This is a genomic window from Brakhagea slesvicensis, assembly GCF_052161625.1.
Taxonomy (GTDB): Bacteria; Planctomycetota; Planctomycetia; order Pirellulales; family Pirellulaceae; genus JBKCUI01.
Window position 1 is genome coordinate 1,337,207 of sequence record NZ_CP197412.1, and the last position, 26,275, is coordinate 1,363,481.

The following is a 26,275-nucleotide window of genomic DNA, read 5'->3' on the forward strand; positions in this document are numbered from 1 at the left end:
ATAAAGCTGCATTCTGGTGAACAAATTCTGAGTCGGTTTGCCTTACTCTCCAGGCCGTTGCGTTATGAAAACGGTTCGGTATTCCGTGCCTATTCGGATAGGGAGCATGGGGCATCTTTCCACTTTGAAAGTCTTCAGCCTATCGAAGGCTCGATCGATTCGACTCACGCATAACAAGCCACTAGTGGTTGAAGAGGAACTCTCGGGAGCTCAAAAGACTCCAGAGGATGTCTTCCACGACGATTCGCTTGTCGTCTCCCGTGGCCGCTTGCAATTCGTCCCGAAAAGCCTTGATCTCTGTCTCGGTTGGAAGGCGTGACAAGCATCGAACGTAGGCCGCTTCGATGAGTTTGTCGGGATCCTCGGAGTGAGCCTTGAGCAATTGGTCGACGATGCTACCGGTTGCCGCCAGCTTGTTGTTGAGCGTATCGCCATTGTTGAGATTGAGAACTTGTATGATACTCGGCTCATCGCTCCGTTCGCATTCGCAAGTGATACGTCTCTGATTCCTACCGAACGTTTTCAGAAAATCGCTGTCGACGCTGGAATCGAATAACTGAATCGCTTTCGTTCCTTTCGCATAAAACTTTGTGGCTCGCTTGTCTCCTCCCAAGAAAGCCACTTTGTCGAAGATCGTCGGGACAGCCGTGACATCGACGATCGCGTCATGGATGACTTCCGCCATCAAGCGGCGTGGATAGTAGTGGGAGAAGTACTTGCGGTCGGCTTGATTTAATTCCGTCGTCACACTGCTCCGCTGGTACGTTCGCGAAAGGAGAATACTTCGCATGAGTTGCTTCAGATCGTATTTCGATGCGACCAGTTCCTGACAAAGGTGGTCCATCAAGGCTGGATTGCTGGCTGGATTACTGGCTCGCATATCATCGACCGGATTCACAATGCCGATTCCGAAATAAGCCGCCCAAACGCGATTGACGATGGAACGTGTGAAGTACGGATTCTCCGGAGATGTCAGCCAATCAGCCAACGCAATACGACGATCGTCCGGAGAGTGGAGATCCAAAGCTTCGCCATCCAAGGGAGCGGGGGGCTGCGGTTTACCTCGCAGTGGTTGGATCAAATCACCGCGGTCGAGAACAAGCAGCGTTCGCTGTGCGTCGCCATCGCGAACCTCGCCTCCCCAACCCTTTGCGCGGACGCGAGCGAACATGTTGGCCATGGCATAGTACTGGTCGTTCGTCCACTTTTCGAGCGGGTGATTATGGCACTTGGCACACCCAATCGAGAGCCCCATGAACGCTTGGCAGATGTTCTCGGTCATGCTTTCTGGGTCTTGATTGATGGCGTAAAAATTTGTAGCGCCGTTCTCGAGAGCTTCGCCGCGCGCGGTAACGATCTCGCGTGCGAATTGATCCCATGGGGTATTGCGTTCCACATGCCCACGAATCCATTGGTAATAGGCTTTGATCCCGTCAGCTCGCAGCAGATTGCTATTGAGGGTCAGAAGATCGCTCCAACGATAGGTCCAGTAATCGACAAACGCGGGACTGGCCAGCAATTGCTCGATCCACTTGGCTCGTTTATCCGGATCGCTGTCGGCCAAGAACGCGCGAACTTGCTCGTCGGTAGGAAGGGTACCGGTGGTGTCGAGCGAAGAGCGTCGCAAAAACTCGCTATCGCTACACAACGGTGATGCGTCGAGCCCCAGGGAAGCCAATTGCGAATGAACCAGCCGATCGATCGGGGATTCCGATGACTCCGCGATGGAGGTCGGGGACTGAGTTGTAGGCGGGGCAAAAGGAACTCGAATCCGCGCCAAAGCGATCTTGCTCGAGAACCAAACCGCTACAGCACCTTCCCCTGGCCCCAACACTTGAATCTGCCCATGTTCGTCGACGGTCGCAATGGATTCGTCGGTCGAAGTGAACTTGGCCCATCGCGTCACATCGTCGATTCGGCCGTTGTTGTAATGCGCTCGGACGGTCAGCTTTTGGGATTGTTGGAGGGCCAGGGTCGATTGCTCGGGATGCACCTCGATTCGCTCCAATGCAGGTGTGTTGGCATCAGGCCCCTTCGCTCCTTGCGCGATCCACTTCGCGAGGATGCGATAGTCCTCGGAATCATCGGGAAGTCTCACCCCTCCTTTGTGTTCGATGAGTCCGCTTGGTTTTGCTAGGAGAAGCGATGCTTCGGGTTGCAAGAGATCGATGCGTCGCCCGCGATCTTGGCGGGTGATGTTCAAGTGATCGGTGACGGGATCGTATCCGCGCAGCGAAAGCCGGAATCCCCCTTTGCCAGCCAAAGCACCGTGGCATGCCCCCATATTGCAGCCATACCGCGCGAGAATCGGCTGAACATGGTTCTCAAACTCGATTCGCGATTCGGCAGCGATGGTTGGTGGGGAGGGAGGGGATGACGGTTCGGACGCCATTGCTGGCGACGGAATCCAAGCACCGAAGACGAAAACCACCGACCAAAGGATGAAGATTCGCGTTGGGTGCAGAAGACCGAATGCGGGGCTCAAGTTTTTCATGGCGGCAAGGAGAGGTTGCGGTAGGACTTTTCATGAATGGGGAGGTGTCGAGGGCAAGCACCTTCGTCTATTCTAGTCGATGAGCCCTCCGCTGTACCACGGTTGCCCCTCGTTCCTCTCCAATTCCTCTGCACCCACCCAGGTGACTCCCACTATGCGCATCGGTTCCTATTTACTCGCTCTACACCATCTAGGCGGAATCGTTTTAGCTGGAATCGTTTGGAGTTCGATTGGGATCGGTCAGGAAACGCCCTACGACCACCCTCCCGAAATCCATCCGCCTCTCTATCGTGTTCGCTATGAAAAGAGCGAGATCGAGGGTGGCTTGCAATTCGCCTCGAACTTCACCATTTGGATACCAGAGGGTGTGAAGCGATTGCGAGGTGTCGTCGTCCATCAACATGGATGCGGAGAAGGCTCCTGCAAATCAGGACAGACCGGGGCGATGGACCTGCATTGGCAAGCGTTGGCCAAGAAGCATGACTGCGCCTTGCTCAGCCCAGTCTACGAGCAGCCGGAATCTGCGGACTGCAAACTCTGGTGCGATCCTCGCAACGGTTCGGATGCCACGTTCCAAAAGGCCTTGCTGGACCTCGGTGCAACGACAGGCCATCCCGAACTCGGTTCGATCCCTTGGGCTCTGTGGGGGCACAGCGGAGGAGGGCATTGGGCAGGTGGCATGGCCATTCTCCATCCCGATCGCGTTGTGGCGGCTTGGTTGCGCTCAGGGGTCCCTCCCATTCGCTCCGAAGGTGACAAACCCGCTCCATGGGAACTTCATGATGGGGTCACAACAGTACCCATCATGTGCAATCTGGGTACGAAAGAAGGTGTCACCGACAAAGAAGGACGATTCGCCCGAGTTTGGGGCGGTGTGGAATCTTTCTTCGTGGCATTGCGCACGCGAGGCGGCTTGGCCAGCCTTTCGATCGACCCGAAAACCAGCCATGAGTGCGGCAATCAACGGTATCTCGCGATCGCTTGGTTAGACGCTTGCTTGGAGCACCGACTTCCTCGCGAAGAAGGAGCTCCAATGCAGGTGATGCCGGGCGATCAAGCTTGGGTGGCCCTCTTCGAACCCTCGAATCCCACCCGAGTGGAAGCGATGCCCGCAGCGAGCTTTTCAGGGGAGATGAAGACCACCAACTGGCTTCCTAACGAAGATGTCGCCAGCCAATGGATGCAATACATGATCGATACATCGATCGAGGACAAGTCCCCGCCGCCAACCCCCAGAAACGTGAAAGTAACCGGTGGTCAAATCGAATGGGAGTGCGATGCCGATTTGGAAAGTGGACTGGCCCAGTTTGTGATCATCCGGGATGGGAAAGCGATCGCACGTGTGCCCGAGATGCCAACCAACCCCTTTGGCAGACCCTTATTTCAAGGCAGCTCGTATAGCGACACTCCGGTGCAACCATTGGCAATGATGCGATTCGTGGACGCGTCGGCACTCTTGGGGGAGGAGTATCGATATCAAGTGGTCGCGATCAATACCGCTGGACTCCGCTCGCCTCGCAGCGAGGTGGGCAGCGAGGTGGGCAAGTGATGCGCCATCGCAGAGCGGGAAGTACCGTGCACCTACTCCTCTCGGTGTTTTTCACATGGTGCATGTTGACGATGCACTGTTTGGGCGAAACGGACGAACGTCCGAATGTGCTCATGATTTTGGTCGACGATCTCAAACCAATCTTGGGATGTTATGGCGATCCGTTTGCCAAGACCCCCAATATCGACCGACTCGCTTCCCGCGGAATGCGCTTCGAACGAGCTTACTGCAATCAAGCGGTTTGCGCCCCATCCCGCTTCACGCTGATGCTCGGATCTCACTCGACTTCAACAGGACTGTATGGACTGGGAAGCAAACTCCGGGAGCGACTGCCCGACGCGGTAACCCTTCCGCAATACTTCGCATCTCACGGATACCATGTAGAGGGACTCGGGAAAGTCTTTCACGTTGGGCACGGCAATGAAGGGGATCCTGAATCGTTCCCCCATGGATTCGTCAAAGACAAGGTGATCGAGTACCTCGATGCTGCAAGCACCGGTGGGGGGCAATTGACTCGAGAAGAAGCCCTTTTCACCAACCAATCGCTCGATCGGATCCCCTCCCTGCCTCGAGGAGCGGCTTGGGAGTCGCCGGTCGTGCCGGATGACGCCTACGCAGACGGTCGAATGGCGAAGCGGATGGTGCAGAAACTCCAGGAAGCCGATGACCGTCGCAAAAAAATGGGGACGCCTTTCTTTCTGATGGCAGGTTTCGTACGACCGCATTTACCATTCTCTGCACCGAGAAAGTATTGGGATTTGTATGACCCCCATTCGCTACCCCTTGCGGTCGATCACACAGAACCAAAAGATGCACCGACCGTCGCTGGAAAGCGAGGCGGTGAGATCGCCGCGTACGAGCCTATTCCGCCAGGGCCTGTCGCACCTTTCCCGGAGACTTTGCAACGCCATTTGGTCCATGGTTACTACGCGAGCACCAGCTACATGGATGCGCAATTGGGATTGGTGATGGAGGAGTTCGACCGATTGGAATTAGGGAAAAATACGATCGTTGTCTTCTGGAGCGATCATGGATTCCATTTAGGAGACCATGGCATCTGGACTAAGCACACGAATTACGAGCAAGCCAACCGCATTCCGATGGTGATTTGCGGGCCATCGATTGCCCCCGGTTCGACGACCGGTCAATTGGCTCAGAGCGTGGATCTGTATCCAACGCTGGCGGAACTGGCGGGATTGCCACACCCGACAGGGCCGCAAGCGATGGATGGTCTCAGTTTGGTGCCTGTCCTTCAGGATCCTGCCGCCAGGATCCGCGATCATGCGTACCATGTCTTTCCAAAAGAGAAATTGGGACGAGCGATTCGAACCGAGCGCTATCGATTGGTCGAGTGGCGAGGCAATCGAGGTGGCGCGATCGAACTGGAGCTTTACGACTATCAAGACGATCCGGCCGAGTCGCGGAATCTTGCAACCGAACAACCTGAAGTTGCTCGAGAACTGCAACGAATCTTGGAACAGTATCCGCCAGCCGTCCGCGCTGGAGAGCCTGCGCGACGGCAAGGCTCGGCGGTTAGATAAGACCTCTGGTCAGGTACCTCTGGTCAGGTAGCGAGCGTCGCAAGGCATTCGAGAGCATGATTTCGCTAGAAGCTGTGGCTTAGGCAGGCTGCAGCTTGGCGCGGACCCGTTCGGAGTCTTCGTAGTATTCGGCATGATGCAACTGCGAGGCGGCGAAGCGATCGACGACGATGGTGACGTTTGGGTGAAGCTGCAGTGCGCTCGCCGGCAATCCCGATGAAACGGCTCCCTCGACACAACCTGCTACCGCTTTCGCTTTATTGGCTCCGGTAGCCAGGAGGAGAATCGAACGAGCCTCGAGAATTGTCGCGATCCCCATCGTGATCGCGGCTATGGGGACTTCGTCGATCGACGCAAAGTAACGCGCATTGTCGCTACGGGTTTGGCGCGTCAAGGTTTTGAGTCGCGTACGAGATGCGAGCGAAGAACCGACTTCGTTGAATCCGATGTGGCCATCGGTGCCAATGCCTAATACTTGAAGGTCGATGCCACCGGCGCTGCGGACCTTCGCTTCATAGGCCTCTGCACTCGCAGGCAGATCGCACTTCCAAGTTTGAGGAACGGACGTGTTCTCGGTTCGGATGTCGATGTGCCGAAAGAGCGACTCCTTCATGTAGTAGTGATAACTCTGATCGTGCTCGGGAGGGAGACCGACATACTCATCGAGATTGAACGAACAAACGTCGGCGAACGATAGTGCCCCGTCGCGATAGCGTTGGATCAATTCGTTATAAAGTCCGAGAGGCGTTCCGCCGGTCGCCAATCCGAGCACAGGAGACTTTCCGGTTTCGCGTGCGCGTTGCATTGCCCTCGCTACTTGATCCGCGGCAAATCGGGACACCTCTTCCGTTGAATCAAGAATAACAACACGCACGTTAAAGCAGCCTTCAAGGAGAGAGGTGGGATAGGGAAACGAGAAAGCCTCCGCACGGGGAGGCTTTCTTTTCATTGAACCAGCGTTCGGTGAATGCGTTACTTTGTCTTAAGGCCTTCGACCATTTTCACAAAGGCCGGTTTGGTCGACTCGATCAAATCCTTCGCGCCGGTCGCCTTGACGTAGACTCGTGTTCCACTTTTCAGTTCGATGATCGCTCCGAGCATGCGATGATTTTCAAGCTTCTTCATCGGTCCGGGGGCAAAAGGACCGCCACCCATCGATTCCTTGTAGGTACCGGTGATATCGACCAAATGGACAACGGTTGCGCCGATGTCTTTCTTTTCCATTTTGATATCGTCTTTTTTGGCGCCATCAAACTGTCCGACCCAACGATCGATATTGTTCTGCACCGAGCCTCCGGAAATGGAGAACGTGATCCGAGCGAAGGCATCGCCGGTAGCGGGCACGCGGAACTCGTGCTGGATGACCGTGCTCTTTGGCGGCATTTGCTTCCACGTGTCGGGGGTGACCAGCGTGAGCGCATCGTCAGCGAAGGTCAACGTTGCAGAAGCGGTTTTAGCATCGCCACCTTTTTCTTGGCCGAAAGTCGTGGCGGAAGCGGTGAAGCAGGACAAGGCGAGGAGGGCGGTGTTCAAGATTCTTCGCATAGCAAACGAATTCTCCAGCGAGGGAAGGGGGGGATAGGCTGATTCGATTACACTATACGCGGAGAGTCGGAACGAACAAACACCCAAAACCCATAAACGCAAATCCCAAGGTTTTTTCCCATGCAGAGCGACTACCGATCGCAAACCATCGACCCGCCATTGCTCGACGACCTATCACAGTTGGTTCGTTTGGCGATACGCGAAGATCTGGATCGGATCGCGGACTTAACCACCATGGCCTTGGTACCCGAAGGAGTGCATGGTGCCGCGGTGATTCAGGCCAGGAGCAGCGGCGTCGCGGCAGGGGTCGATTTGATCGAAGCGATGATTCAGGAGATGGACTGTTCGATCGGGTTGGAAACGTTTGTTGGAGACGGGGAAGTCTTCGCGGCGGGGCAAGCCCTGGCGGAGCTATCCGGTGAAGCCCGCGATCTGCTGACTTGCGAGCGAACGGTATTGAATTTTCTGGGGCGGATGTGCGGCATCGCGACATTGACTGCCCAGTACGTCGCGCAGGTGCACGGAACACGTGCGAAAGTTTACGACACTCGAAAGACGACTCCGGGCTGGAGACGTTTGGAAAAATATTCCGTGCGATGCGGAGGAGGACGCAATCATCGCTTGGGACTCTTTGATGGCGTCTTGATCAAGGACAATCATTTGGCGTGCAGGGCCGCATCCGATGGAACGCTGCTTGACCCAGGTGCTGCCGTGCGTGCGGCGAAGGAATATCTCGCCAGCGGTGCGTTCAAATTCGATTCCATGCCGATGATCGAAATCGAGATCGACAGCATCTCGCAACTCGAATCGGCATTGAATGCGTCCCCAGATATCGTTCTTCTCGACAATATGGATGTAGAAACGCTCGAGCGATGCGTCGCCCTACGCGATACCGTCCATCCCGCCGTGCAGCTAGAGGCTTCAGGCGGAGTCAATCTCAAGACCATTGCGGGAATCGCCCGAACCGGTGTGGACCGGATCAGCGTCGGGGCGCTGACCCACTCGGCGATCAATCTCGACCTAGGCCTGGATTGGAAGTTAGGCAATCCAACCTAGCCTACGGACGGCTCGCGACCCGTTGGGTTTTCAGAACGTAGAACTTGGGATCGTCGATGACCCAATCCGTGGACCAATCTCTGCCATTGTCGCTGTTGACCACGTTGTAAAAGAAAGATCGGACTTCTTCGCAGCGATAGCCGTAGGGCATGGCGGTGGCCAAGTAATCGTCGCGGGTGAGTTCCTCTGTCCCCGGTTTCGCAAAATAGTGAACCAACCCGTCCGGCGTGAAGGATATACCCAACGTCCACCATCCCATGGTTTGCAGTTCTGGCCCCAGGAAATCACCACCGCTGCGATCTGCTCGGATTCGGAAGTAAGCATAGGGGACGTTTTGGTTTCCAACCTTTTTCACACCCCGGAGTATGAAGAGCCCAGGCCAATAGATCTCCTCTTTTTGCTCCTTCGAAGCGAACATGAACTGCTTCTTCGATTCGGTGATTGTTGTTTCCACCGCGGCGCGGAATGCGAAATGGGGACCGTTTCGGCGTTCCCAGTCCTCCATAGGTGGCAGATAAACGCGGGTCGTCATGCTGGGGGATTGCGACACCGGAACCGTACCACCCAGACGATATTGCACATTGCAGATGAAATCGTCCTGGTGCATTTTGTGACTTGGACGGTTCGGAATGCCCGTTTGAAGAGACTTCAACAGCAGTGCACCCTCACTGCCGGGTAATCCACCCTCGGGGGTTGCAACCCTTTTGACAATATCGGGGTGGCCCCGTTTGGCACCTTCGTACCAACGGCCATTGGTCGATTTCCCAAGAGGGGCGCGTTGATTTTCGTCGATGTCCTCGGTGCTTTTTGGATTGTTGGGGACGAAGGACCAAGTTTCGTCTTCAAAGTCGTCTCCGACTTGGGTCAAGTGCACACCGGTTCCCGGCACGACAATGTTGGTCGCCATCTGCCCCAATGCCACTTTGGGAACGGCAAAAAGAAGGGAAAGAGTGGCCCAAGCTAGATAGTTTTGCAATGAATAACGCATGGGATCGACCGACATTAAGCGGGAACGGACAGAAATCTGGTTATGTTTCTAGTCGTATCGGCCGGTAAGGTCGGAACAATCGGCGTTTTCGTTTGAGCTACCAAACTGAACGCATATTGCGTAAGTTAACATCAGAAAAACTGGACTCCTCCCGGCATTTCCGGAGAGCCCTTACGATTTTTTGGCAGGAATGAAGTTGTCTCCGCAATCCCCCGAGCCCAATCCCTACAGCGAAACGCCGATCAAGGCATCGCCAGTTCCTTCGACCCCGAGCCGCACCGTCAGCCGGCTAGGTGAATCGGCGAAAATAACCGCGATCCTCGCGATCATGGCGTTTGCGTTTTGGATGGTAAAAAAGAAGCTTTCCTCAGGTGGAGTCACGTGGGATAAGGTTTACGAATCCATCGGAACCCTCCCCTGGTACCACTTCGCCATCGCTCTAGCACTGACCGTGCTGAACTACATCGTCCTGACCGGGTACGACTGGATCGCGGTCCGACACCTTCGGAAAAAACTCCCCATCTCCAAGATCATGGCAGGTGCGGTTGTTGGTTACGCGTGTGGCAATGTGCTCGGCTGGCTGCTCGGAGGGAACGCGGTTCGATATCGCATGTACTCCACTTGGGGATTCTCGCTGCTGGAAATCATCGCCTTCGTTTCGATCCTATCGATCACCTTCTGGCTTGGACTCTTTCTGCTGGCCGGAGTCGCCTTCGTCGCACTTCCCATTCATTTGCCAGATGATGTGATGGAGAAGCTGATGCTGGAGCCCCGAACCTGGGGCTACGTGTTTCTCTCCTGCGTTCTGGGCTATCTGATGTCCTGCCTCTTCATCCGAAAGCCAATCCGATTCCGAGACTTCGAAGTAGCCCTTCCACCCTTCAAACTCTCGGTCATGCAACTGCTGGTTTCTGCCGGCGATTTCTTGCTCGCGACCACAGTCCTTTATAGTTTGATGCCGCCAGATGTTATTGGAAGCGGCCCGGACCAGATCAATTTTTCGACCGTGCTGATCGCGTACATATCTGCTCAGATCGCCGCGGTGATCACACACGTTCCCGGTGGATACGGAATCCTCGAAATGATCTTGCTCAGCTTCCTACCTGGCAGCTGGGAGAGTCAAGTCTTTTCGGCTGTGATCCTCTTTCGAGTTATCTACTACCTTTTGCCGGCGATCGTGGCGGGAGCGTTGTTCCTGTACAACGAATATCGATCGGGGCGACGTCCTCAGGGCATGATCCATGGCGAATGAACCGATCGCGCCGTCGATCGACAGCTGGCAGGAATCGATGAAGCGGGCGATTCGAACGCCTAGCGACCTTCTTCAAAGATTGCATCTCGACCCCTCCGATCTCGACTGGTCTCAAGAGGGGCAAACCGATTTCCCGCTCTTTGCCCCCCTCGAATTTGTCGCTCGCATGGAGCAAGGCAATCCTCGAGACCCTCTGTTCCTGCAAGTCTGGCCCGCCCGAGATGAATCCCACAATGCAAAGCACTTTCAAAACGATCCGGTGGGAGACCTGTCGGTAGAGAAAGCGCCCGGGCTACTGCATAAGTACCACGGCAGGGTTCTGATGATCGCCAGCGGAGCCTGCGCTATTCACTGCCGCTACTGCTTCCGTCGCCATTACCCCTACGACACCGCTCCCAAATCCATGCAGCATTGGGAAGAGTCGTTTTTGGCGATCGAGAAAGACAACTCGATTCGCGAAGTGATCCTCTCGGGTGGGGATCCCCTGAGCTTGGTCGACGCGACGCTGACGCGATGGATCGATCGCATCGAGTCGATTCCCCATGTGCACCGGCTTCGACTGCACACCCGATTGCCGGTCGTGATTCCCAGCCGAGTGACATCGGCCTTGATCGAGCGTCTCTCTCGCTCTCGATTGGCCCACTGGGTAGTGCTGCATATCAATCACCCAAACGAAATCGACGATGATGTGGCAATGGCCATTGCAAGATTGCGAAGCGCCGGTTCGACCGTCCTCAATCAAGCGGTGTTGCTGCGAGGTGTGAACGACGATCCACAAACGCTGACCCACCTTTTTGAACGTTTGATCGACCTCCAAGTAGGACCGTACTACCTACACCAGCTCGATCGCGTCCAAGGAGCCTCGCATTGGGAAGTCCCCGAAACTCTCGGTCGCGAGCTGTTGAAAGAAGTTCGAACACGCTTGCCTGGCTACGCGGTTCCACTCTATGTTCGCGAAATCGCCGGTGAAGAAAACAAAACACCCCTTTGACATTTCTTCGCGATTGCGAAGTTGCGTTTGACCCCATCGAGGTAGCGCTGCGGTTCCCCCGGGTCTGGATGCTGAAGCTCTGTCCGGGCAGGACTTCGCATCACATGCGTTCGACGGTCTCGATACCGAGAACTTCAAGCCCTTTCTTAAGAACTCTGCCGGTGAGTTCCGTCAACTTGAGACGAGATCGAATCAATTCGGGATTCTCCGCCTTCAGTACCGGGCATTGATCAAAGAAACTGCTGAAGAGCTTCGCGAGCTCGTAGAGATAATCGGTGACGACGCTGGGCAAATAGTCGCTGGTCGACTGAACCAGGGTGTCTTCAAAACGAAGAATCTGCATCGCGAGAGCCCGTTCGGGTGGCTGTTCGATTTGGATGGCGGCAGCCGGCCAGTCTGTGATTTGGAACTCTTCTCCCGACGCACGGCGCAGAATGCTTCGTGTTCTCGCATAGGAGTATTGGATGTACGCCGCTGTGTTCCCCTCGAGCTGCACCATCTTGTCCATATCGAACACGTAATCGCTGGTTCGGTTGTGGCTCAAATCGGCGTATTTGATCGCACCGATTCCGACCTTGTTGGCGATATCCCGCTTTTCCTCGTCGGTGAGTTCTATCCCAAACGATTTGATCCGATTGGGATTGCAAACGACTTCCCATGCTCTCGAGATGGCCTCGTCCAGCATCGACTCCAATCCAATATTTTCACCCGATCGCGTTTTGAACGGCTTCCCGTCTTGCCCCATGACAGTTCCGAAGCTGACATGCTTGAAGGTGGTATGGGTCAGACCAAGCTTCTGTAGGACGGCGAACAGCTTTTGGAAATGCTCGCTCTGCCGGTGGTCCACGACGTAGAGGCAGGCATCGGGTTCGAATTCTCTTTCCCTGAACATGGCTGTGGCCAGGTCGGTCGTGGAGTAGAGGTACGCCCCATCTTGCTTTTGCACAATCATCGGCGCGTCGAAACCCTCGAGGAAAACGCAGATGGCCCCTTCGCTCGGCATAGCCAAGTCCTTTGCCATCAGCTCTTCGATCACTGCCGGCAACATGTCGTGGTAAAAACTCTCACCCAACTCATGATCGAACTGAACGTTCAACCGTTCGTAGATCCCATGAATCTCCTCTTTGCAATGAGGCAAGAACGCTTCCCAAAGTCCGAGATTCTCTTTGTCCCCGTGGTGCAGTTTCGACGTTTCCTTTAGGACTCGCGACTCCAATTGAGGGTGGGCGTCGCATCGCTCGATGAAGAGGGCGTCCGACCGCGCGCTGGCAATGGATTGCTTGGCAGACTCTAGCTCCGCTGCAGTTTCCTTGGCCGCATTGCTGGCTGACTTGAGCTCCTTTTGTAGTTTTTTATCGTTCGGTGCAGCGGCTTGTTTCTCCGATACAGCTTGCAATTTCTCCGTGGCGAGAACGGCATTGCGTTCCAACGTGGTGAGGTTGGCGACGAGCGATTGGTATCCGATGATTCTTTGGACGACGCGGTAAAGACGTCCAAGCTCTGCGACAGGTGCTTTCTGGAAAGCCTCTTCGTCGCGGAAATGTTTGTAGCCATAGATGATCATCCCGAATTGCGTACCCCAATCCCCGAGATGATTGTCAGTGATGACATGATGACCGAGGAATCGAAGAATCTTGGCAATCGAATCTCCGATCACGGTGGAGCGAATATGGCCGACGTGCATCGGTTTCGCAACGTTGGGGGAAGAGTAGTCGACGACGACCGTTTTCGCCTCTCGCGCACCCTCCACACCAATCTTGTCCGACTGATAGGCCGCTTCGCATGCCTTTTCAAGAAAGGTCTGGGATAGACGCAAATTGACGTATCCAGCACCCGCGATTCCGACCTCGCTGCACAGATCCTCGACGCGCAAGCCCTTCACGATGGCTTCGGCAATTTCCAGAGGCGGTTTGCCAACAATCTTTTGCAAAGGCATTGCCACGTTGGCTTGATAATCGGCGAGCGAGGCATCGCGAGAGGCGACAATGCGATCCAAGGAGGCTTGCAAGGCACCGGGATCGGGCAGCCATTGGCTTAGGATCGGTTCAAACTTCGCTCGAATCGTGTGAAGCAGTTGCATGAAAACAGGGCCTGCAATGAGGACTAGCGGTGGAAGGGAAGCGACGCGACCGGCGATCGCTACTCGTCGCTGTTGAAGATCTCGTCGCGCGAGTGAAGTTGATAGAAGAGTGCACGCTTTTGTTCAGGAAGCGAGTAGTCGAAGCCCAAATTTCGCAGAAAGGCGTCGGAGGAGCTGATCGCCATGACTTCTAGAATCCCTTTTTCACGAGCAAGCTCGACGCAGGCTTTTACAAGGGAGCTACCAATGCCGTGGCCATGGTATCCATCGGCGACTGCCAAACATTGGATCTCTCCAAGTTTTCTCGAATAGATCTCCACCGCAGAGAAGCCGATAATGCGCTTCCGAGCTGGTTCCCCCTCGGTCACTTCGGTCACTTCGGTCACTTCGGCGACGAACCCGGTCCCCATCAGCAAGAGGATCTCGGCTCGAGTTCGGTGCAAGAGCTTCTTTTGTTCGACGAACGGTTCCAAGAGCTGCATAATGGCGTCTTGATCGTCGAACTTAGCCCGGCGAACCGTCAAGTTCAATAAATCCCCCCTACCCGACTCTCCTGCTTTGACAGGGGGCGCGGGATCCGGGAGGGCCCGGTCGCCTGGAAGCAAAGGGTCGCCTGGAAGCAAAGGGTCACCTGGAAGCAAAGGGTCGCCTGGAAGAAAAGGTGGTAGCTCAGTCAAAGTGTCTACTCGCGCTCTGTTATCCGTATAATAAAAGCTCATCCTACCCCGATTCCCCCTCCCCTTCAACGTGAACTCCGGCTTCTGCTGGCTGGAAGTTTCGGTCCATCTCGCGACTCTCCCTACCCTCCTTCCATGCACGAATCCATGAAACAGTCGATCCCCTTCTCGTTGTTCCTAGGCTGTCTATGCCTCGCGATGAGTCTCCGTGCCGAAGCCCAGATACGGGCGGGAGCATCCGCCAAGAACATCGATCCAAAACAATTTCCCGTCTGGGTCAACGGCGGAATCGCTGGCTACCAAGCCGACAGTGTCCGGGAATCCCTCTTTTCTCGGACTCTGGTTCTCGATGATGGGAAGTCGGTTATTGCAATCGCGATCGTTGACAACTGCATCTTGCCGCATGAAGTCACCGATCGCGCCAAGGCCTTGGCGCACCAGGCGACGGGCATCCCGCCAGAACGGATCTTGATTGCCGCCACCCATACCCACTCCGCCGTAGCGGTCGCAGGGACACACGGTTGCCCTATCCAAGAGGACTACGCCGCAGCGCTCCCGAATTGGATCGCGGAAGGCATTCAGGACGCCCAAGCTCGACTGGTGCCGGCCAAGATCGGATTCGCATCGGCAACCGCGGATCGCTTTATCTATTGCCGCGATTGGCTGATGAAGCCTGGGGCTGCGAACAGCACCCTCTTCACCGGTCGCAATGCGGATTGGGTTTCCATGAATCCTGGCCACGAAAACGAGAATAAGCGTGCCCCCGTCAGCTCGATCGATCGCCATATTCCCATCCTCAGCGTCCAAGACCAAGACGGAAACCATCTCGCCCTGCTCGCAAGCTTTGGTACCCACTATGCCGGTGCCAAGGCTCTTTCATCGGATTATTTCGGTTTTGTATGCAACCGCTTAGCAAAAGAATTGCGCAGCGATGCACCCGAGCAATTTGTCGGGCTGATGGCAAACGGAACCAGCGGAAATGCGAACTGCATTGACTTTAGCAAACCTCGCGAGCCCTTTACCTTTGCCGATGTCGGTACCTATGTGAGCGACTTGATCCTCGAAGCAGTGAAGGGGATCGAATACCGCTCTGACGTCACGATCGACAGCGAATTCGCAAGCTTCGATGTCGCAGTGCGGATGCCGAGCGATGAAGAGGTATCGCAGGCCAAAAATTGGATTGCATCCCACTTGCAGGACCGATTGCCCAAAACAATGGACGAAAACTACGCGCGTGAAACCGTATTGCTTAGCGAACTCCCAGCCACCCGTGTCATGAATGTTCAAGCATTGCGGGTAGGGGATATGGTCATTGCCGCCAATCCTTGCGAATCCTACGGAGAAACCGGATTGAAAATCCGCCAGGCGAGCCCGTTTGCACACACGATGAATATCGGACTTGCCAACGGTCACTGCGGCTATATCCCTCCACCCGAAATGTTTCAGCTCGGCAGCTACACCACCTGGAGAGCCCGCACCAGTTGCTTGGAGGAATTTGCGGAGCCGAAGATGGTGGAGACGATCCAGCGACTGGTAAGCCAATTGCACGAAAGAATTCGAAAGCAAGCGTTCAAGCAACGCGTGCCGGAAGGCAAACCCGTCGAATGGCAGGAGCAGCCGAAACCACCTGTTGCACCGGACCTGTCTATCGGGTTCATGCAGACCGATGGAAATCAGCGAGTCGAACTGGTTGCTTCCGAACCGATGGTCTTCGACCCCATCGCGATGCAATTCGATGGGCAAGGCCGGTTGTGGGTTGTTGAAATGGGAGATTACCCTCACCCCTCCCCAGAAGGGCAATCTCGCGTCGTGATCTTGAGCGATTCAGACAGCAATGGGGTCATGGACACGCGATCGGTTTTTCAAGATGGCCTGCGATTTGCAACCGGCGTCCAGCCTTGGTCCAACGGAGCTTTCGTTACGGTCGAAGGGAAGCTGATCTTTTTAGGTGACGACAACCAAGATGGCCGGGCCGATTCGGAGGCGATTTGGCTCGAAGGGTTTTCAGCAGGAAATCCTCAATTGCGCGCCAATCACCCCACGATCACGCCCGACGGTTGGCTCACCATCGCCAGCGGACTTCGACTTGGAAAAGTGGATACGGGACCAGGCTACCCCTTTGCCAAACAGTCGGTGGATGCAACCGGAGGGGATGTTCGATTCCATCTTGTAACAGGGAAACTGGAAGCGATCGCAGGTCCAGCTCAATACGGTTTGGCTTTCGATCGGGCTGGTAGGAGATACGGTTGCGCGAACCGACAACCATGCTTTTTGGTTCAGGTAGAGAAGGTGCAATCGAGCGATAGTCCCCTTTCCGGTTTTGCTCCTGCCATCCGGAATATCCTTCCGGCGGAAGCCGAGTCGCGGGTGCATCCACTCGTTCAAGCTTGGACAACATCGAATTTACACGCAGGGCAGTTCACGGCAGCATGCGGCGTAACACTTGCGGAGGGGGAATGGATGGGACGCAAATCAGGCATCCATGTCCTCGCCTGCGAACCAACCGGCAGCTTGGTGCAGTGCCGCACCTTGACCAGAAAACCCGATGGGCAGCTAGAGGTTCGAAAGGTTGACCATGAAGATCGAGAATTCCTTGCCAGTCGCGATCCATGGTTTCGCCCTGTCGATTTGGTGCTAGGCCCGGGTCAAGCTCTCTATGTCGTGGACATGTATCGTGCAGTCATCGAACATCCAGAATGGGTACCGGACGAACTCAAACATCGACCGGATGAACGAGATGGCGATGGGATGGGGCGCATCTATCGCATTACGGAACAAAACGATGCGCCAGCGAATCAAGTCGCGACGGGAACCCAGCGGGAGCTGGTCGAGCTTCTTTCCCATTCCGATCGATGGGTTCAACGGCAAGCGGCATTGCGAATCTTGGAGAAAATCCATTCAGCGAGCATCCGCGAATCGGATCTCGAAAGCTTGCGCAGGGTCACGAGATCTCAAACGCGCACCACACAGCCTTACAACGCAGCTAATGAAGCAGTGTCCATCGCAGCCCAACTCCTGTTTGCAGCCCAAGCGTTTCAGCCGGCGGATGCCATCGCCCTTTCAAGGAGCCAGGACAGTGAATTGCAAGTGCTCGGAGCGAGGCTCGTTGCGGAGGTCGCGAGAAACGCTTCCGAGGATGCCAAAGATGACTGGCTGACACCGGAGCTGATATCGTGCTTGCGCGAAGGATTGCATTCGGAGCAACGAGAATGGAGCCAGCTGGCTGCATGGTCCATCGCTTGGATCGGCTTGGAGCGATTGCCGGTGGAATCGCGAGAGTCGATCGACCGCAGCGCGATCGCAAAGCTGATCGAATCGCCTGAAGATCGTCTCCTTTGGATGGGGGCGTCGAAGCTATTAGAAAAGGAAGGGTTCGCATTAATGCCCAAATACCTGCGGGCTCTTCAGAACACCGCACCCGCCGATGTTGAAGATATCTATCCGAGCGAACTGGAGGCGATAGAGCGGTTGTCAAAGCGAACGGTTGGTCAGACTCCAGCAGAGTGGAGTGGGGAATTGAACGCATTTTGGAGCGAGGATAAGAAGCGCCGTTCACCCCGAAGCGAGGGAGTGGCACTAGCCATTCTTTCCGGGCAAGGAACCGGTGGATGGAAGGGAGGGGGACTCCGCGACGATGCCATCGCAGCCATCGAACAAGTCGCACGAGAATCCAAGACTTTGCAGCATCGAATCCTGGCGATCCGTTGCTTGGGGGGACTCGAAGGTGTTTCGCGACAGCGCAAGGAACAGCTTTACGTCGCGTGCTTGACGAGCGAATTCGAGGGTGAAGTGTTGGAGGGCATTCGAGGATTGAGCCGATTATCGAGCCCCATTCTCACCACGTGGATGGCCGATCGCTTGAGCAGCGCCTCCCCCAGCCTGCGGAATGAACTTGTATCGATCGCTCTTCGGGATCCTGCGTATAGCGAATCGTTGGTCGAAGCGTTGGAGACGAAACGGTTGTCTCCCCGTTTGCTCACTCCGTCGCAATGGACGAGCCTGCAAAAACTGCCTGCCGCAGAGTTGCGAAAACGTATTGCGGGCGTCATGGCAACTCTTTCGAATGAATCGAGACAAAACGTCATCGCCCGCTATCACTCTGCGATTTCGGAGAGAAAAGGGGAATCCGACTACGCAACGGGACGAGCCCTTTTTGGAAAGCATTGCGCATCGTGCCACCGAATCGATGGGCTTGGTGTTGCCATTGGCCCCGACATCTCCGACTCACGCATACAAAGCTACGATAAACTGCTCACCGCCGTTTTAGATCCGAATCAAACAATCGACGCCAACTACTTTCGATACCTCGCGCGGACCATAGAAGGGGAGGTGGTAGAAGGGATTCTCAAGGAGGCTAATGCGCAAAGCGTTGTTTTGGAGCAACAGAATGGAGTTCGCCGAACCATCGGTCGCGACGAATTGGAGGAGTTCAAGAGTTCGGGCCAATCCATGATGCCAGAAGGTTTCGAGGCCCTGATGACTCCGACCGAGATGGGAGAGTTACTTTGGTACATCAAGAACTGGCGTTACCAACGCGATGGCATTCCGGCTTCGGCCAGTTTGCCCAGCCGAGAATAGGCATTGAGGCTTGGGGACACGGGCCAAGATGCGTAGAATGACAGAGGGGTTGATCGGCACACAGGATCGGTAAATCGCAAATGACCACATCGAAAAACCGGGGCAAAGAGAGCGCGAGCAAAAGCGATGACTCCGAGCAGTGCGCGAAGTACCTCAAAGCCCTCGCGGATCCAGCGAGAATACGCATTCTGAAAGCTCTGCAGGGGGCCGCTCTCACCGGGACCGATCTTTCGAACTTGCTCGATATCGAGATCCCAAACGTGTCGCACCATCTGCGAGTGCTTTATCACGCCGGGATCGTCCTCACCCGAAGAGAGGGACGATTTATCTATTACGAAATCAATCGCGAGGTATTAGCGAGCCGCACAATCGCCCAGACGCTGGACTTCGGCTGCTGTACGCTCCGAATGTCCAGCGATGAGTGAGAGAGTAATTCCATGGCCCTGAGGCGATCGATCAGTCCGACTCCGTCGAGTCGGGTTTGACTTTCTTTTGACCTGCGGGGGTGTCGCTCGTTGGGAGCTCGACAAAATTCTCCGGGATTTCCACTTTCTTGTCCTCGGAGCATCCCATGATCGGGAGCATCGAGGAGAGGAAACCGGCAACGACTAAAAATCGAATCGATGGAGTGCTTTTCATATTCGCATTCATAGGAAAAAGTTGTAAACGGATTGCAATCGGCAATAGCATTCCGCAGCGGCTTAGAATTCGTTGCTGATGACTTCGCCGTCGGAGATACCATTGAGACGAAGCCAAGTTGCGCCGTCTATGTTGTTGCTAATACCTCGAACCGATCCGTCACCCAAGGTGAAGTTGGTCAGGCCGGTATGGTTGCTAGAGAACTCATACCAGTTGTCTTCACCCAACAGCCATGTCGAGGAGGAAGGCAAAGGGATGGCTGAGATCCAGAGAACCGTCGATGGCTCGACAGGGCCTGTGACGTTTCCGCCGCGAGTCTCTCCATATGCAATGACGTTGCTCAATCCGTCGGAAACGCTTCCAAATCTGGTTTCCATTCGGTTGCGGAACAGGCCTTGCCATCGTCCACCTTCTACATCCGGACGACCTTGTGCACCGGCGTAATTGGTTCGCCCGAGGGCAGCTACTTGCCAACCACCCGAAGCCCGACCAATGAAGGCTTGTGCGGTAACTCCCGTTCCCGTTGCCGAGGACGCGCGTACGTGCAATCGCGTATAGACGGCCGAAGGCGTCTTGGAATCGGATGGGCACATGAAGCTAGGAATCTTGTATTGAGCAATATTTCCAGGATTGGTGGCGCCGGCCCACAGCGAAGCGGTGGTGGAAGCCCAGCGGAGATCCTCTCCAGACTGCGCGAGACGGTCGATTCGAAGCAATGCACTGGGAAATTGCTGATAGATATTGTTCAACTCCATAAAGGGGAGGAGGAAAGGCAGCGTTCCGTAAAACTGCTGGTTCCCCGCGGCTCCGGCATCGATATAGGGATCGACGCGCGATGGCCCCAACGCTCCCGCTGGCAATTTCTTGTAGCCGCTCTCGAAGTTGTGGATGGCTAATCCAATTTGCTTCAAGTTGTTTTGACAGCTCATACGACGAGCCGCCTCCCTCGCTGCTTGCACTGCAGGGAGCAGAAGACCAACCAAAATACCGATGATGGCAATGACGACCAACAATTCCACCAAGGTGAAACCAAGCCGCGCCCTTCGAAAAGAACCAGTGCGCATACCGAACTCCGAAATAGATAAAGAGATGAAAAAATCACCGGCAGCGACTGAGGGGGGGAGAGACCCGAAACGCGACTGCTGCCAAGTCTTCAGAATCGACTCCACTGAGTGTAGAAAGGATTGTGAAGATTGGAATCTGTTTCGAGACAACGTCGATGTTCTTGGGAATCGAAATCTTCGTTCGCCTCTGCCCAAACCGTGCGAGAAACGCCACACCAAGGAGGACTCGAGTACGCGCACCAGTCCGCCGAAGTACGATGCAATGGCTCAAGCAAGGTTGCAAAATTCAAACTAAGGTGCTTTGGAAGCCATTGCGTATTTCGCCGCTCGTGTGTTGGGATCGGAACCTTCGAAACGTCATGCCTTCCGTTAAGCTCTCGCGAACAGAAGAAAAAAAAATTTGAATATTTTTTAATTTTTCGATCAGGATTGCCACTTATTGCGACGGTTAGCCATTGCGGGCCCTCAGCAAGGAATAGCCATGCAAACCCATTTCTGCCTTTCTTCGAACCTTCCAAGGCCGTATCTTATCTGTAACCCCAAGCTAGTCGGCGATTTCCAGTTCCTGTCAGGACCGAGGCGATCCGGCTGGCTCTCGACCCGAATCAGTATCACTTATGCCAGTCGGCGTTTCAAATGAGTAGCGATTTCAAAATGGAGTTGGCCCCACGGGTGCATCGTCTCCCTCCCTATCTATTTGGCCGGATCAACAATTTGCTCTACCAGAAGCGGCGCGCCGGACAGGACTTGATCGATTTAGGGATGGGTAACCCTTCCGATCCGCCGGACCCTGCGGTGATTGCCAAGCTTTCCGAGGCAGCGAAGGACACGACCAATCACGGGTATTCGAAGAGCAACGGGATCTTGAATCTTCGCCGAGAGGTGACGAGCAAATATCTCCGCAAGTACGGCGTTCGTTTGGATCCTGAGACGGAAACAATCGTTTGTTTGGGATCCAAAGAAGGCTTCTCCCACATGCTCCTCGCCTTGATCGGCGCCGGAGACACCGCGATCATTCCCGCACCTTACTTCCCCGTGCACATGTATGGTGTCGTGTTGGCGTCGGGTAATGTGGTCGCGCTCGATGTATCCAATACCGAGCGGTATCTCTCAAACATTGCCTATACGTGCGAGCATTTTTATCCTCGACCGAAGTTGCTCATTATCAACTATCCCCACAATCCCTCCACAGTAACGGTCGAACCGGAGTTCTTTGTGGACGTGGTCAGGCTGGCGAAGAAATACGGCTTGATGGTGATCAGCGACTTCGCGTACGCCGACGTTGCCTACGATGATTACACTCCCCCATCTTTCTTATCGGCCCCGGGAGCCAAAGATGTCGGAGTGGAATTCACGACGATGAGCAAGGGGTACAACATGGCCGGTTGGCGCGTTGGCTTCTGCTCAGGAAATGCCGACATGGTGAAGGCATTGGCGACGATCAAGGGATACTACGACTACGGAATGTTCCAAGCGATCCAAATCGCGGCTATTGTCGCGCTCCGCGATACGGAGGCGACCGTGGAAAAGCAGTCCCAGATTTATCAAGGGCGCAGGGACGTGTTGGTAGAAGGGCTGCGGCGCATCGGTTGGGAGGTATCGACTCCCAAAGCCGGCATGTTCGCTTGGGCAAAGATCCCCGAACCATGGGCTTCCCGCATGAACTCCATCGACTTCGCCATGCATCTGCTTGAACATGGCAATGTCGCAGTCAGCCCAGGGGGTGGGTTCGGCCCGCTCGGAGAGGGGTATTTACGAATGGCGCTCGTGGAAAACGAGGCCCGACTCCGGCAAGCCGTCCGACAGATCGGCGCCTGTTTAGAACGAACCACTGCACCGGAGTTGGTCGGAGTGTAATGAGCGAGTAGTCGGCGTGCACCCAGGGAGAGGCGAGACGATGCGAAGGTTGATTGCAGTACTTGGTTGCCTCGTTCACGCAGCGATCGCCTTGGCCCTACCGCAAGGGACCTTAGCCGAGGCGTTCGTGGAGAGCCAAGCACCCCCCGAGGTAGTCGTCGTTTGCCCCGCCGCTTGGCAGCCAGCCCTTCAAAAATGGGCCGCTTATCGAAGCAAGGATTACCAGCTCACGATCCTCGACAGCCACCGAGATCCCTCCGCGTTACGCCAAAGGATCATCGAAAAGTCAGAGAAAGCGGGCTCGCTCGAGGCGGTGGTATTGTGTGGGGATGTCTTTCATGACTCTACAACAGACCCAAAGTTGCCCCCCATTCGCGAGACGATCGTTCCAACTTTCTTGCTACCGACGAGTGTGAAGTTGGGGGAGGGCCAAACCCCAACCCTAGCGAGCGACAATCCCTTTTCAGACTTGGATGGGGACGGCAGCCCCGACGTTGCCGTGGGGCGAATACCAGCAAAATCAGCCGAAGAATTGGAACGGATGCTTCAACGCGTTATTCGCTACGAGCATTCCAACGATTTCAGCGAATGGCGTGATCGCGTGCATGTTACAGCAGGAGTGGGGGGCTTCGGGTTGTTCGCTGACAAGGCCATTGAGACCGTGGCTAGGCGTTACCTCTCGGAAGGAATCCCAGATCGTTTTCGGTTGCAGATGACCTATGCCAGCGTGCACAGCCCCTATTGCCCCGATCCACGTTCACTCAAACAGACCTTTCTGGGCAAGCTCAATCGGGGTGGTTTGTTTTGGGTTTACATCGGTCACGGCTGGATCGATTCGCTGGACGACTTCCATTACGACAATTGCGAAGAGTGCATCTGTAGCCCGGAAGATACCGAACTATTCGATGCACCGGTGGGCCCTCCTGTTGCGGTCCTGCTTGCCTGCTATACCGGAGCGTTCGATGCAAAGGTGGATTGTTTTGCCGAACGTCTGTTGCATCAGCCCAATGGCCCGATCGCCGTCGTCGCGGGGTCACGCGTCACCATGCCTTACGGGCTGAGTCAGCTAGCTGGAGAGATGATGGATACCTGCTTCGTGCAGAACGAGTCCCGTTTAGGGCAAGTCGTACTGCAAGCAAAAAAAGCGATTTGGCTCGATGACGAGGAACCGGAGAAGGCGAAGGAACGGTCAACCGGTTCAGGAAGCAAGCTGAAATCGAAATACCAATCGGCGATCGAAGCGATGGCGACGGCGCTGAGTCCTGCCGGCCATGACTTGGTCGCAGAACGAAGAGAGCATGTTCGGCTGATGAATCTACTTGGTGACCCCCTGTTGGTTATTCGTCATCCCAAACCTTTGAATATCGAAGCTCGGGACACATACGAAGCAGGAGAGTCGCTGGAGGCCAACATCGAAGCCCCATGGGACGGGACGATAGAGGTAGAACTGCTTCTCCATCGCGATCGCTTGCCAAGCCATTTAGAATCCATACAAGCGAACGAGCAGGCCGAAGCCCGATACCAACGCATGCAACAGAATTACGATCGTGCGAACCATCTCGTCATCGCCCATCAGCACTTGGAGGTCGAAGCGGGGACACATCGCATTCTGTTTGAATCCACGGATGACTTTCGCGGCCAATACGTCCTGCGGGCTCGCATGCAAGGGGCCGAAGATTGGGCTATCGGGACCAAACGCCTTCAGTTTCAACGCAAGCGGAAAGCGAATTGAACAGGATGTCATGGACACGCATTGAGGACATCCAAGCCCCCCAACTGGATCCCTATCGGCATCTGCGTACGACGAATCTAACGCGATTTAGCGGTCGATTCATTGCCGAGAGCAAACCGCTCGTGGCTCGATTGTTGGCGAGCCGAGTGCAGGTCGAGTCGGTGCTCCTGGACGAAGCATTCATCGACGAGGCAAAAGGCTGGATTCCGGCCGACCAGCCCGTGTGGGTCGTCCCCAGCGCGATGATCAGCGAGCTTATCGGATTCCATTTCCATCGCGGCTATTTAGCCTGCGGGCTGCGCCCCGCAATCGGAACGATTGCCGACCTGCTCCAAATGCAGGCCTGGGAGGCACGCCCGACGAAGCGGGACCGCTGGACCGGCGTTCTTTTGGTCGGCGTGCAAGACCCCGAGAATTTGGGGTCCATCCTGAGAACCTGCTCCGCCTTCGGAATCCAAGACATAGTCCTGGGCCCCCAATGCGTCGATCCCTTTGCCAGGCGGGTATTGCGAGTTTCGATGGGGAATGCGTTCAAACTTCGCTTTTTCGAAGTCGACGACGTTCACCAAGCGTTGCGAGCGCTCGACGAAAAGGGGGTGGAATCCATCGCGGCTTGCTTGGCCAATGACAGCGAGGAACTGTGCGAATTTGCCCGGCAGGGGCATTCCATTGTGCTTTTTGGAAACGAAGCCCACGGGCTACCCGAAGACATTCTGTCGGAGTGCAGTCGGCGTCTCAAGATTGAGATGGGGTTGGCCACAGATTCCCTCAACGTAAGTGTCGCCGCCGGAATTATCCTTCATAATCTTTGCCGGATCTGCTAGGTCTCCCAACTTTGGGTACTAGGTGTGCACCACCTGTTCTGATTATTATTAAGAAGGCCTTACTCACTCTTTCTTCCCCTATCCGTCATCCAACTTGTCTCAACGTTCTCCTTCTGCCCCCACCATCGCTTGGCAGTCCGCCTTTTCCGTTGCGAGTGCAACGCATGTCGGAATGCGCCGACGCAACAACCAAGACAATCACGGAGTGTTTCTGGCGGCGGATGAGTCGGCTTGGAATAAGTTCGGGCACTTGCTCATCGTCGCGGACGGGATGGGGGCACATGCGGCCGGTGAGTTGGCAAGCCAATTGTCGGTCGAGCTCATTCCCCATCACTATCGAAAGCTCGTCCGAGGGCTCCATGCGGAAGCCCTACACCAGGCTTTGATCGAGACCAATGCCGAGATCTTCCGTCGCGGGCAGGCGAATCCCGAATTTCGTAGCATGGGAACGACGACTTGCGCCCTAGCGATTGTGCCTGAGGGGGCCTTGATTGCCCACGTGGGAGATTCTCGCGTCTACAGACTGCGAGGCTCCCAGTTGGAGCAGCTCACATTTGATCACTCTCTCGTGTGGGAGATGAGAGCCTCGGGCGAACTCTCTGAAGAAGCGATTCGCAATAGCACGATTCCAAAGAATGTGATCACGCGATCGCTGGGACCGAACGCGAGCGTGATGGTGGATGTCGAAGGTCCGTTTCCCTTGCGTCTGGGAGATAAATTTCTTCTCTGCAGCGATGGATTGAGCGGACAATTGAGCGATGAAGAGATCGGAGTTCTACTGCAAGTTCTCGATCGTGACACGGCAGTCCAAGCGATGGTGGACATCGCCAACCTGCGCGGTGGTCCGGACAATATTACCGTGGTCGTCGGAGAAGTAACTTCCGATGCGATCGTGGACACAAGGGCTTCAACGGGAACGAGCGCCACTCGCACATCCTCCCACTATCCGTTGCCTTTTGGCATCGCCGCGGCCGTCGCGATCCTTCTGTCGGTCGTTTTGTTGGCCCTGCAGCAATTTCCGATCGCGCTACTAGCGTTAGCCGCTGCGGCTGTCGCCTTCGCCTCGGGATGGTACAAGTACCAATCGGGCACAGTGCCGATTGAACGCCCCGCGAGTGGATACGGCAAATCCCCCTACCGCCGCTTCGCCTGCAAGCCAGACCGAGCATTCACGGAGAATCTCGCGCAAGTCGTTTCGGAGTTGGAGTCGTGGTTTGATGAGAACCACTGGTCGACGGCTTCCCAGGAACTCAGCACCGCGCGCGAACAATCCCAACGAGCTCAGAAAGAAAGCCGCTATGCGGACTCGATTCGGAGTTTCGTTCAAGTCATCATGATCATGATGCGAGAGGCACGCGTCCACCAAAGCGAGTCTACGGACGATTCCGAAACGATCGATTACTGATCG

The 26,275-nt window shown here is 55.4% G+C and carries 19 protein-coding genes; 11 read left to right on the forward strand and 8 right to left on the reverse strand.

Features of this window, described 5'->3' with window-relative positions; all coding sequences use genetic code 11:
• Positions 1-181: 181 nt before the first annotated feature.
• Positions 182-2,494 carry a DUF1553 domain-containing protein gene (locus tag SH467x_RS05135; protein WP_482370217.1) on the reverse strand — a complete coding sequence of 771 codons (2,313 nt, stop codon included), beginning with the start codon at positions 2,492-2,494 and terminating at the stop codon, positions 182-184.
• 79 nt (positions 2,495-2,573) lie between these two features.
• Between SH467x_RS05135 and SH467x_RS05140 the strand changes: the two genes are divergently transcribed.
• Positions 2,574-4,043: an alpha/beta hydrolase family protein gene (locus tag SH467x_RS05140; RefSeq protein WP_482370218.1), complete on the forward strand. Its 1,470-nt coding sequence runs from the start codon at positions 2,574-2,576 to the stop codon at positions 4,041-4,043.
• 26 nt (positions 4,044-4,069) lie between these two features.
• Positions 4,070-5,584 (forward strand): sulfatase, encoded by a 1,515-nt coding sequence (locus SH467x_RS05145; RefSeq protein ID WP_482370219.1) that lies wholly within the window; start codon positions 4,070-4,072, stop codon positions 5,582-5,584.
• A 79-nt stretch (positions 5,585-5,663) separates the two neighbouring features.
• Here the strand turns inward: SH467x_RS05145 and nagB are convergent, their stop codons facing one another.
• Both nagB and SH467x_RS05155 read right to left on the reverse strand, forming a co-directional pair.
• The gene (nagB, locus tag SH467x_RS05150; RefSeq protein ID WP_482370220.1) at positions 5,664-6,458 is read right to left on the reverse strand and encodes a glucosamine-6-phosphate deaminase; all 795 of its coding nucleotides are present in this window, start codon (positions 6,456-6,458) and stop codon (positions 5,664-5,666) included.
• Positions 6,459-6,556: 98 nt separating this feature from the next.
• Entirely contained in the window at positions 6,557-7,129 is a 573-nt protein-coding gene (locus tag SH467x_RS05155; protein WP_482370221.1) for a hypothetical protein, read from the reverse strand.
• A 120-nt stretch (positions 7,130-7,249) separates the two neighbouring features.
• Between SH467x_RS05155 and nadC the strand changes: the two genes are divergently transcribed.
• A complete protein-coding gene (nadC, locus tag SH467x_RS05160) occupies positions 7,250-8,185 on the forward strand; it encodes a carboxylating nicotinate-nucleotide diphosphorylase (RefSeq protein WP_482370222.1) in 936 nt (311 codons plus the stop codon).
• A 1-nt stretch (position 8,186) separates the two neighbouring features.
• Here the strand turns inward: nadC and SH467x_RS05165 are convergent, their stop codons facing one another.
• Positions 8,187-9,173, reverse strand: coding sequence for a hypothetical protein (locus SH467x_RS05165; RefSeq protein WP_482370223.1), 987 nt, complete (start codon positions 9,171-9,173; stop codon positions 8,187-8,189).
• A 190-nt stretch (positions 9,174-9,363) separates the two neighbouring features.
• Between SH467x_RS05165 and SH467x_RS05170 the strand changes: the two genes are divergently transcribed.
• A complete protein-coding gene (locus SH467x_RS05170; RefSeq protein WP_482370224.1) occupies positions 9,364-10,425 on the forward strand; it encodes a lysylphosphatidylglycerol synthase transmembrane domain-containing protein in 1,062 nt (353 codons plus the stop codon).
• Positions 10,415-11,416 carry an EF-P beta-lysylation protein EpmB gene (gene epmB / locus SH467x_RS05175; RefSeq protein WP_482370225.1) on the forward strand — a complete coding sequence of 334 codons (1,002 nt, stop codon included), beginning with the start codon at positions 10,415-10,417 and terminating at the stop codon, positions 11,414-11,416. Before SH467x_RS05170 ends, epmB begins: the two co-directional genes overlap by 11 nt.
• 100 nt (positions 11,417-11,516) lie before the next feature.
• Here the strand turns inward: epmB and argS are convergent, their stop codons facing one another.
• Positions 11,517-13,496: an arginine--tRNA ligase gene (gene argS / locus SH467x_RS05180; RefSeq protein WP_482370226.1), complete on the reverse strand. Its 1,980-nt coding sequence runs from the start codon at positions 13,494-13,496 to the stop codon at positions 11,517-11,519.
• A gap of 59 nt (positions 13,497-13,555) precedes the next feature.
• Positions 13,556-14,215 (reverse strand): GNAT family N-acetyltransferase, encoded by a 660-nt coding sequence (locus tag SH467x_RS05185; RefSeq protein ID WP_482370227.1) that lies wholly within the window; start codon positions 14,213-14,215, stop codon positions 13,556-13,558.
• A gap of 105 nt (positions 14,216-14,320) precedes the next feature.
• Between SH467x_RS05185 and SH467x_RS05190 the strand changes: the two genes are divergently transcribed.
• Together SH467x_RS05190 and SH467x_RS05195 are read left to right on the forward strand one after the other, a co-directional pair.
• Positions 14,321-18,751 (forward strand): PVC-type heme-binding CxxCH protein, encoded by a 4,431-nt coding sequence (locus tag SH467x_RS05190; protein ID WP_482370228.1) that lies wholly within the window; start codon positions 14,321-14,323, stop codon positions 18,749-18,751.
• An 80-nt stretch (positions 18,752-18,831) separates the two neighbouring features.
• On the forward strand, positions 18,832-19,176 hold the full coding sequence (locus SH467x_RS05195) for an ArsR/SmtB family transcription factor (protein WP_482370229.1): 345 nt from the start codon (positions 18,832-18,834) through the stop codon (positions 19,174-19,176).
• A 31-nt stretch (positions 19,177-19,207) separates the two neighbouring features.
• Here SH467x_RS05195 and SH467x_RS05200 read toward each other — a convergent pair whose 3' ends face one another.
• Together SH467x_RS05200 and SH467x_RS05205 are read right to left on the reverse strand one after the other, a co-directional pair.
• Entirely contained in the window at positions 19,208-19,390 is a 183-nt protein-coding gene (locus SH467x_RS05200; protein WP_482370230.1) for a hypothetical protein, read from the reverse strand.
• A 62-nt stretch (positions 19,391-19,452) separates the two neighbouring features.
• Positions 19,453-20,454 (reverse strand): DUF1559 family PulG-like putative transporter, encoded by a 1,002-nt coding sequence (locus tag SH467x_RS05205; protein WP_482370231.1) that lies wholly within the window; start codon positions 20,452-20,454, stop codon positions 19,453-19,455.
• A gap of 636 nt (positions 20,455-21,090) precedes the next feature.
• Between SH467x_RS05205 and SH467x_RS05210 the strand changes: the two genes are divergently transcribed.
• From SH467x_RS05210 to SH467x_RS05225, 4 genes are all read left to right on the forward strand, one after another.
• Entirely contained in the window at positions 21,091-22,311 is a 1,221-nt protein-coding gene (locus SH467x_RS05210; RefSeq protein ID WP_482370232.1) for an aminotransferase class I/II-fold pyridoxal phosphate-dependent enzyme, read from the forward strand.
• Between the two features lie 40 nt (positions 22,312-22,351).
• Positions 22,352-24,043, forward strand: a complete 1,692-nt coding sequence (locus tag SH467x_RS05215) for a C25 family cysteine peptidase (protein ID WP_482370233.1) — start codon at positions 22,352-22,354, stop codon at positions 24,041-24,043.
• A 5-nt stretch (positions 24,044-24,048) separates the two neighbouring features.
• Positions 24,049-24,867: a TrmH family RNA methyltransferase gene (locus SH467x_RS05220; RefSeq protein ID WP_482370234.1), complete on the forward strand. Its 819-nt coding sequence runs from the start codon at positions 24,049-24,051 to the stop codon at positions 24,865-24,867.
• A gap of 94 nt (positions 24,868-24,961) precedes the next feature.
• Complete coding sequence (locus tag SH467x_RS05225) at positions 24,962-26,272, forward strand: PP2C family protein-serine/threonine phosphatase (RefSeq protein WP_482370235.1); 1,311 nt, start codon at positions 24,962-24,964, stop codon at positions 26,270-26,272.
• Positions 26,273-26,275: the final 3 nt, after the last annotated feature.

Coding starts and splice junctions, on each gene's coding strand:
- SH467x_RS05140 (WP_482370218.1), top strand. CDS start 2,574: ATGAGCCCTCCGCTGTACCACGGTTGCCCCTCGTTCCTCTCCAATTCC.
- SH467x_RS05170 (WP_482370224.1), top strand. CDS start 9,364: ATGAAGTTGTCTCCGCAATCCCCCGAGCCCAATCCCTACAGCGAAACG.
- argS (WP_482370226.1), bottom strand. CDS start 13,496: ATGCAACTGCTTCACACGATTCGAGCGAAGTTTGAACCGATCCTAAGC.
- SH467x_RS05200 (WP_482370230.1), bottom strand. CDS start 19,390: ATGAAAAGCACTCCATCGATTCGATTTTTAGTCGTTGCCGGTTTCCTC.
- SH467x_RS05205 (WP_482370231.1), bottom strand. CDS start 20,454: ATGCGCACTGGTTCTTTTCGAAGGGCGCGGCTTGGTTTCACCTTGGTG.
- SH467x_RS05155 (WP_482370221.1), bottom strand. CDS start 7,129: ATGCGAAGAATCTTGAACACCGCCCTCCTCGCCTTGTCCTGCTTCACC.
- SH467x_RS05195 (WP_482370229.1), top strand. CDS start 18,832: ATGACCACATCGAAAAACCGGGGCAAAGAGAGCGCGAGCAAAAGCGAT.
- SH467x_RS05215 (WP_482370233.1), top strand. CDS start 22,352: ATGCGAAGGTTGATTGCAGTACTTGGTTGCCTCGTTCACGCAGCGATC.
- SH467x_RS05220 (WP_482370234.1), top strand. CDS start 24,049: ATGTCATGGACACGCATTGAGGACATCCAAGCCCCCCAACTGGATCCC.
- SH467x_RS05190 (WP_482370228.1), top strand. CDS start 14,321: ATGAAACAGTCGATCCCCTTCTCGTTGTTCCTAGGCTGTCTATGCCTC.
- SH467x_RS05135 (WP_482370217.1), bottom strand. CDS start 2,494: ATGAAAAACTTGAGCCCCGCATTCGGTCTTCTGCACCCAACGCGAATC.
- SH467x_RS05165 (WP_482370223.1), bottom strand. CDS start 9,173: ATGCGTTATTCATTGCAAAACTATCTAGCTTGGGCCACTCTTTCCCTT.
- SH467x_RS05210 (WP_482370232.1), top strand. CDS start 21,091: ATGAGTAGCGATTTCAAAATGGAGTTGGCCCCACGGGTGCATCGTCTC.
- SH467x_RS05185 (WP_482370227.1), bottom strand. CDS start 14,215: ATGAGCTTTTATTATACGGATAACAGAGCGCGAGTAGACACTTTGACT.
- nadC (WP_482370222.1), top strand. CDS start 7,250: ATGCAGAGCGACTACCGATCGCAAACCATCGACCCGCCATTGCTCGAC.
- epmB (WP_482370225.1), top strand. CDS start 10,415: ATGGCGAATGAACCGATCGCGCCGTCGATCGACAGCTGGCAGGAATCG.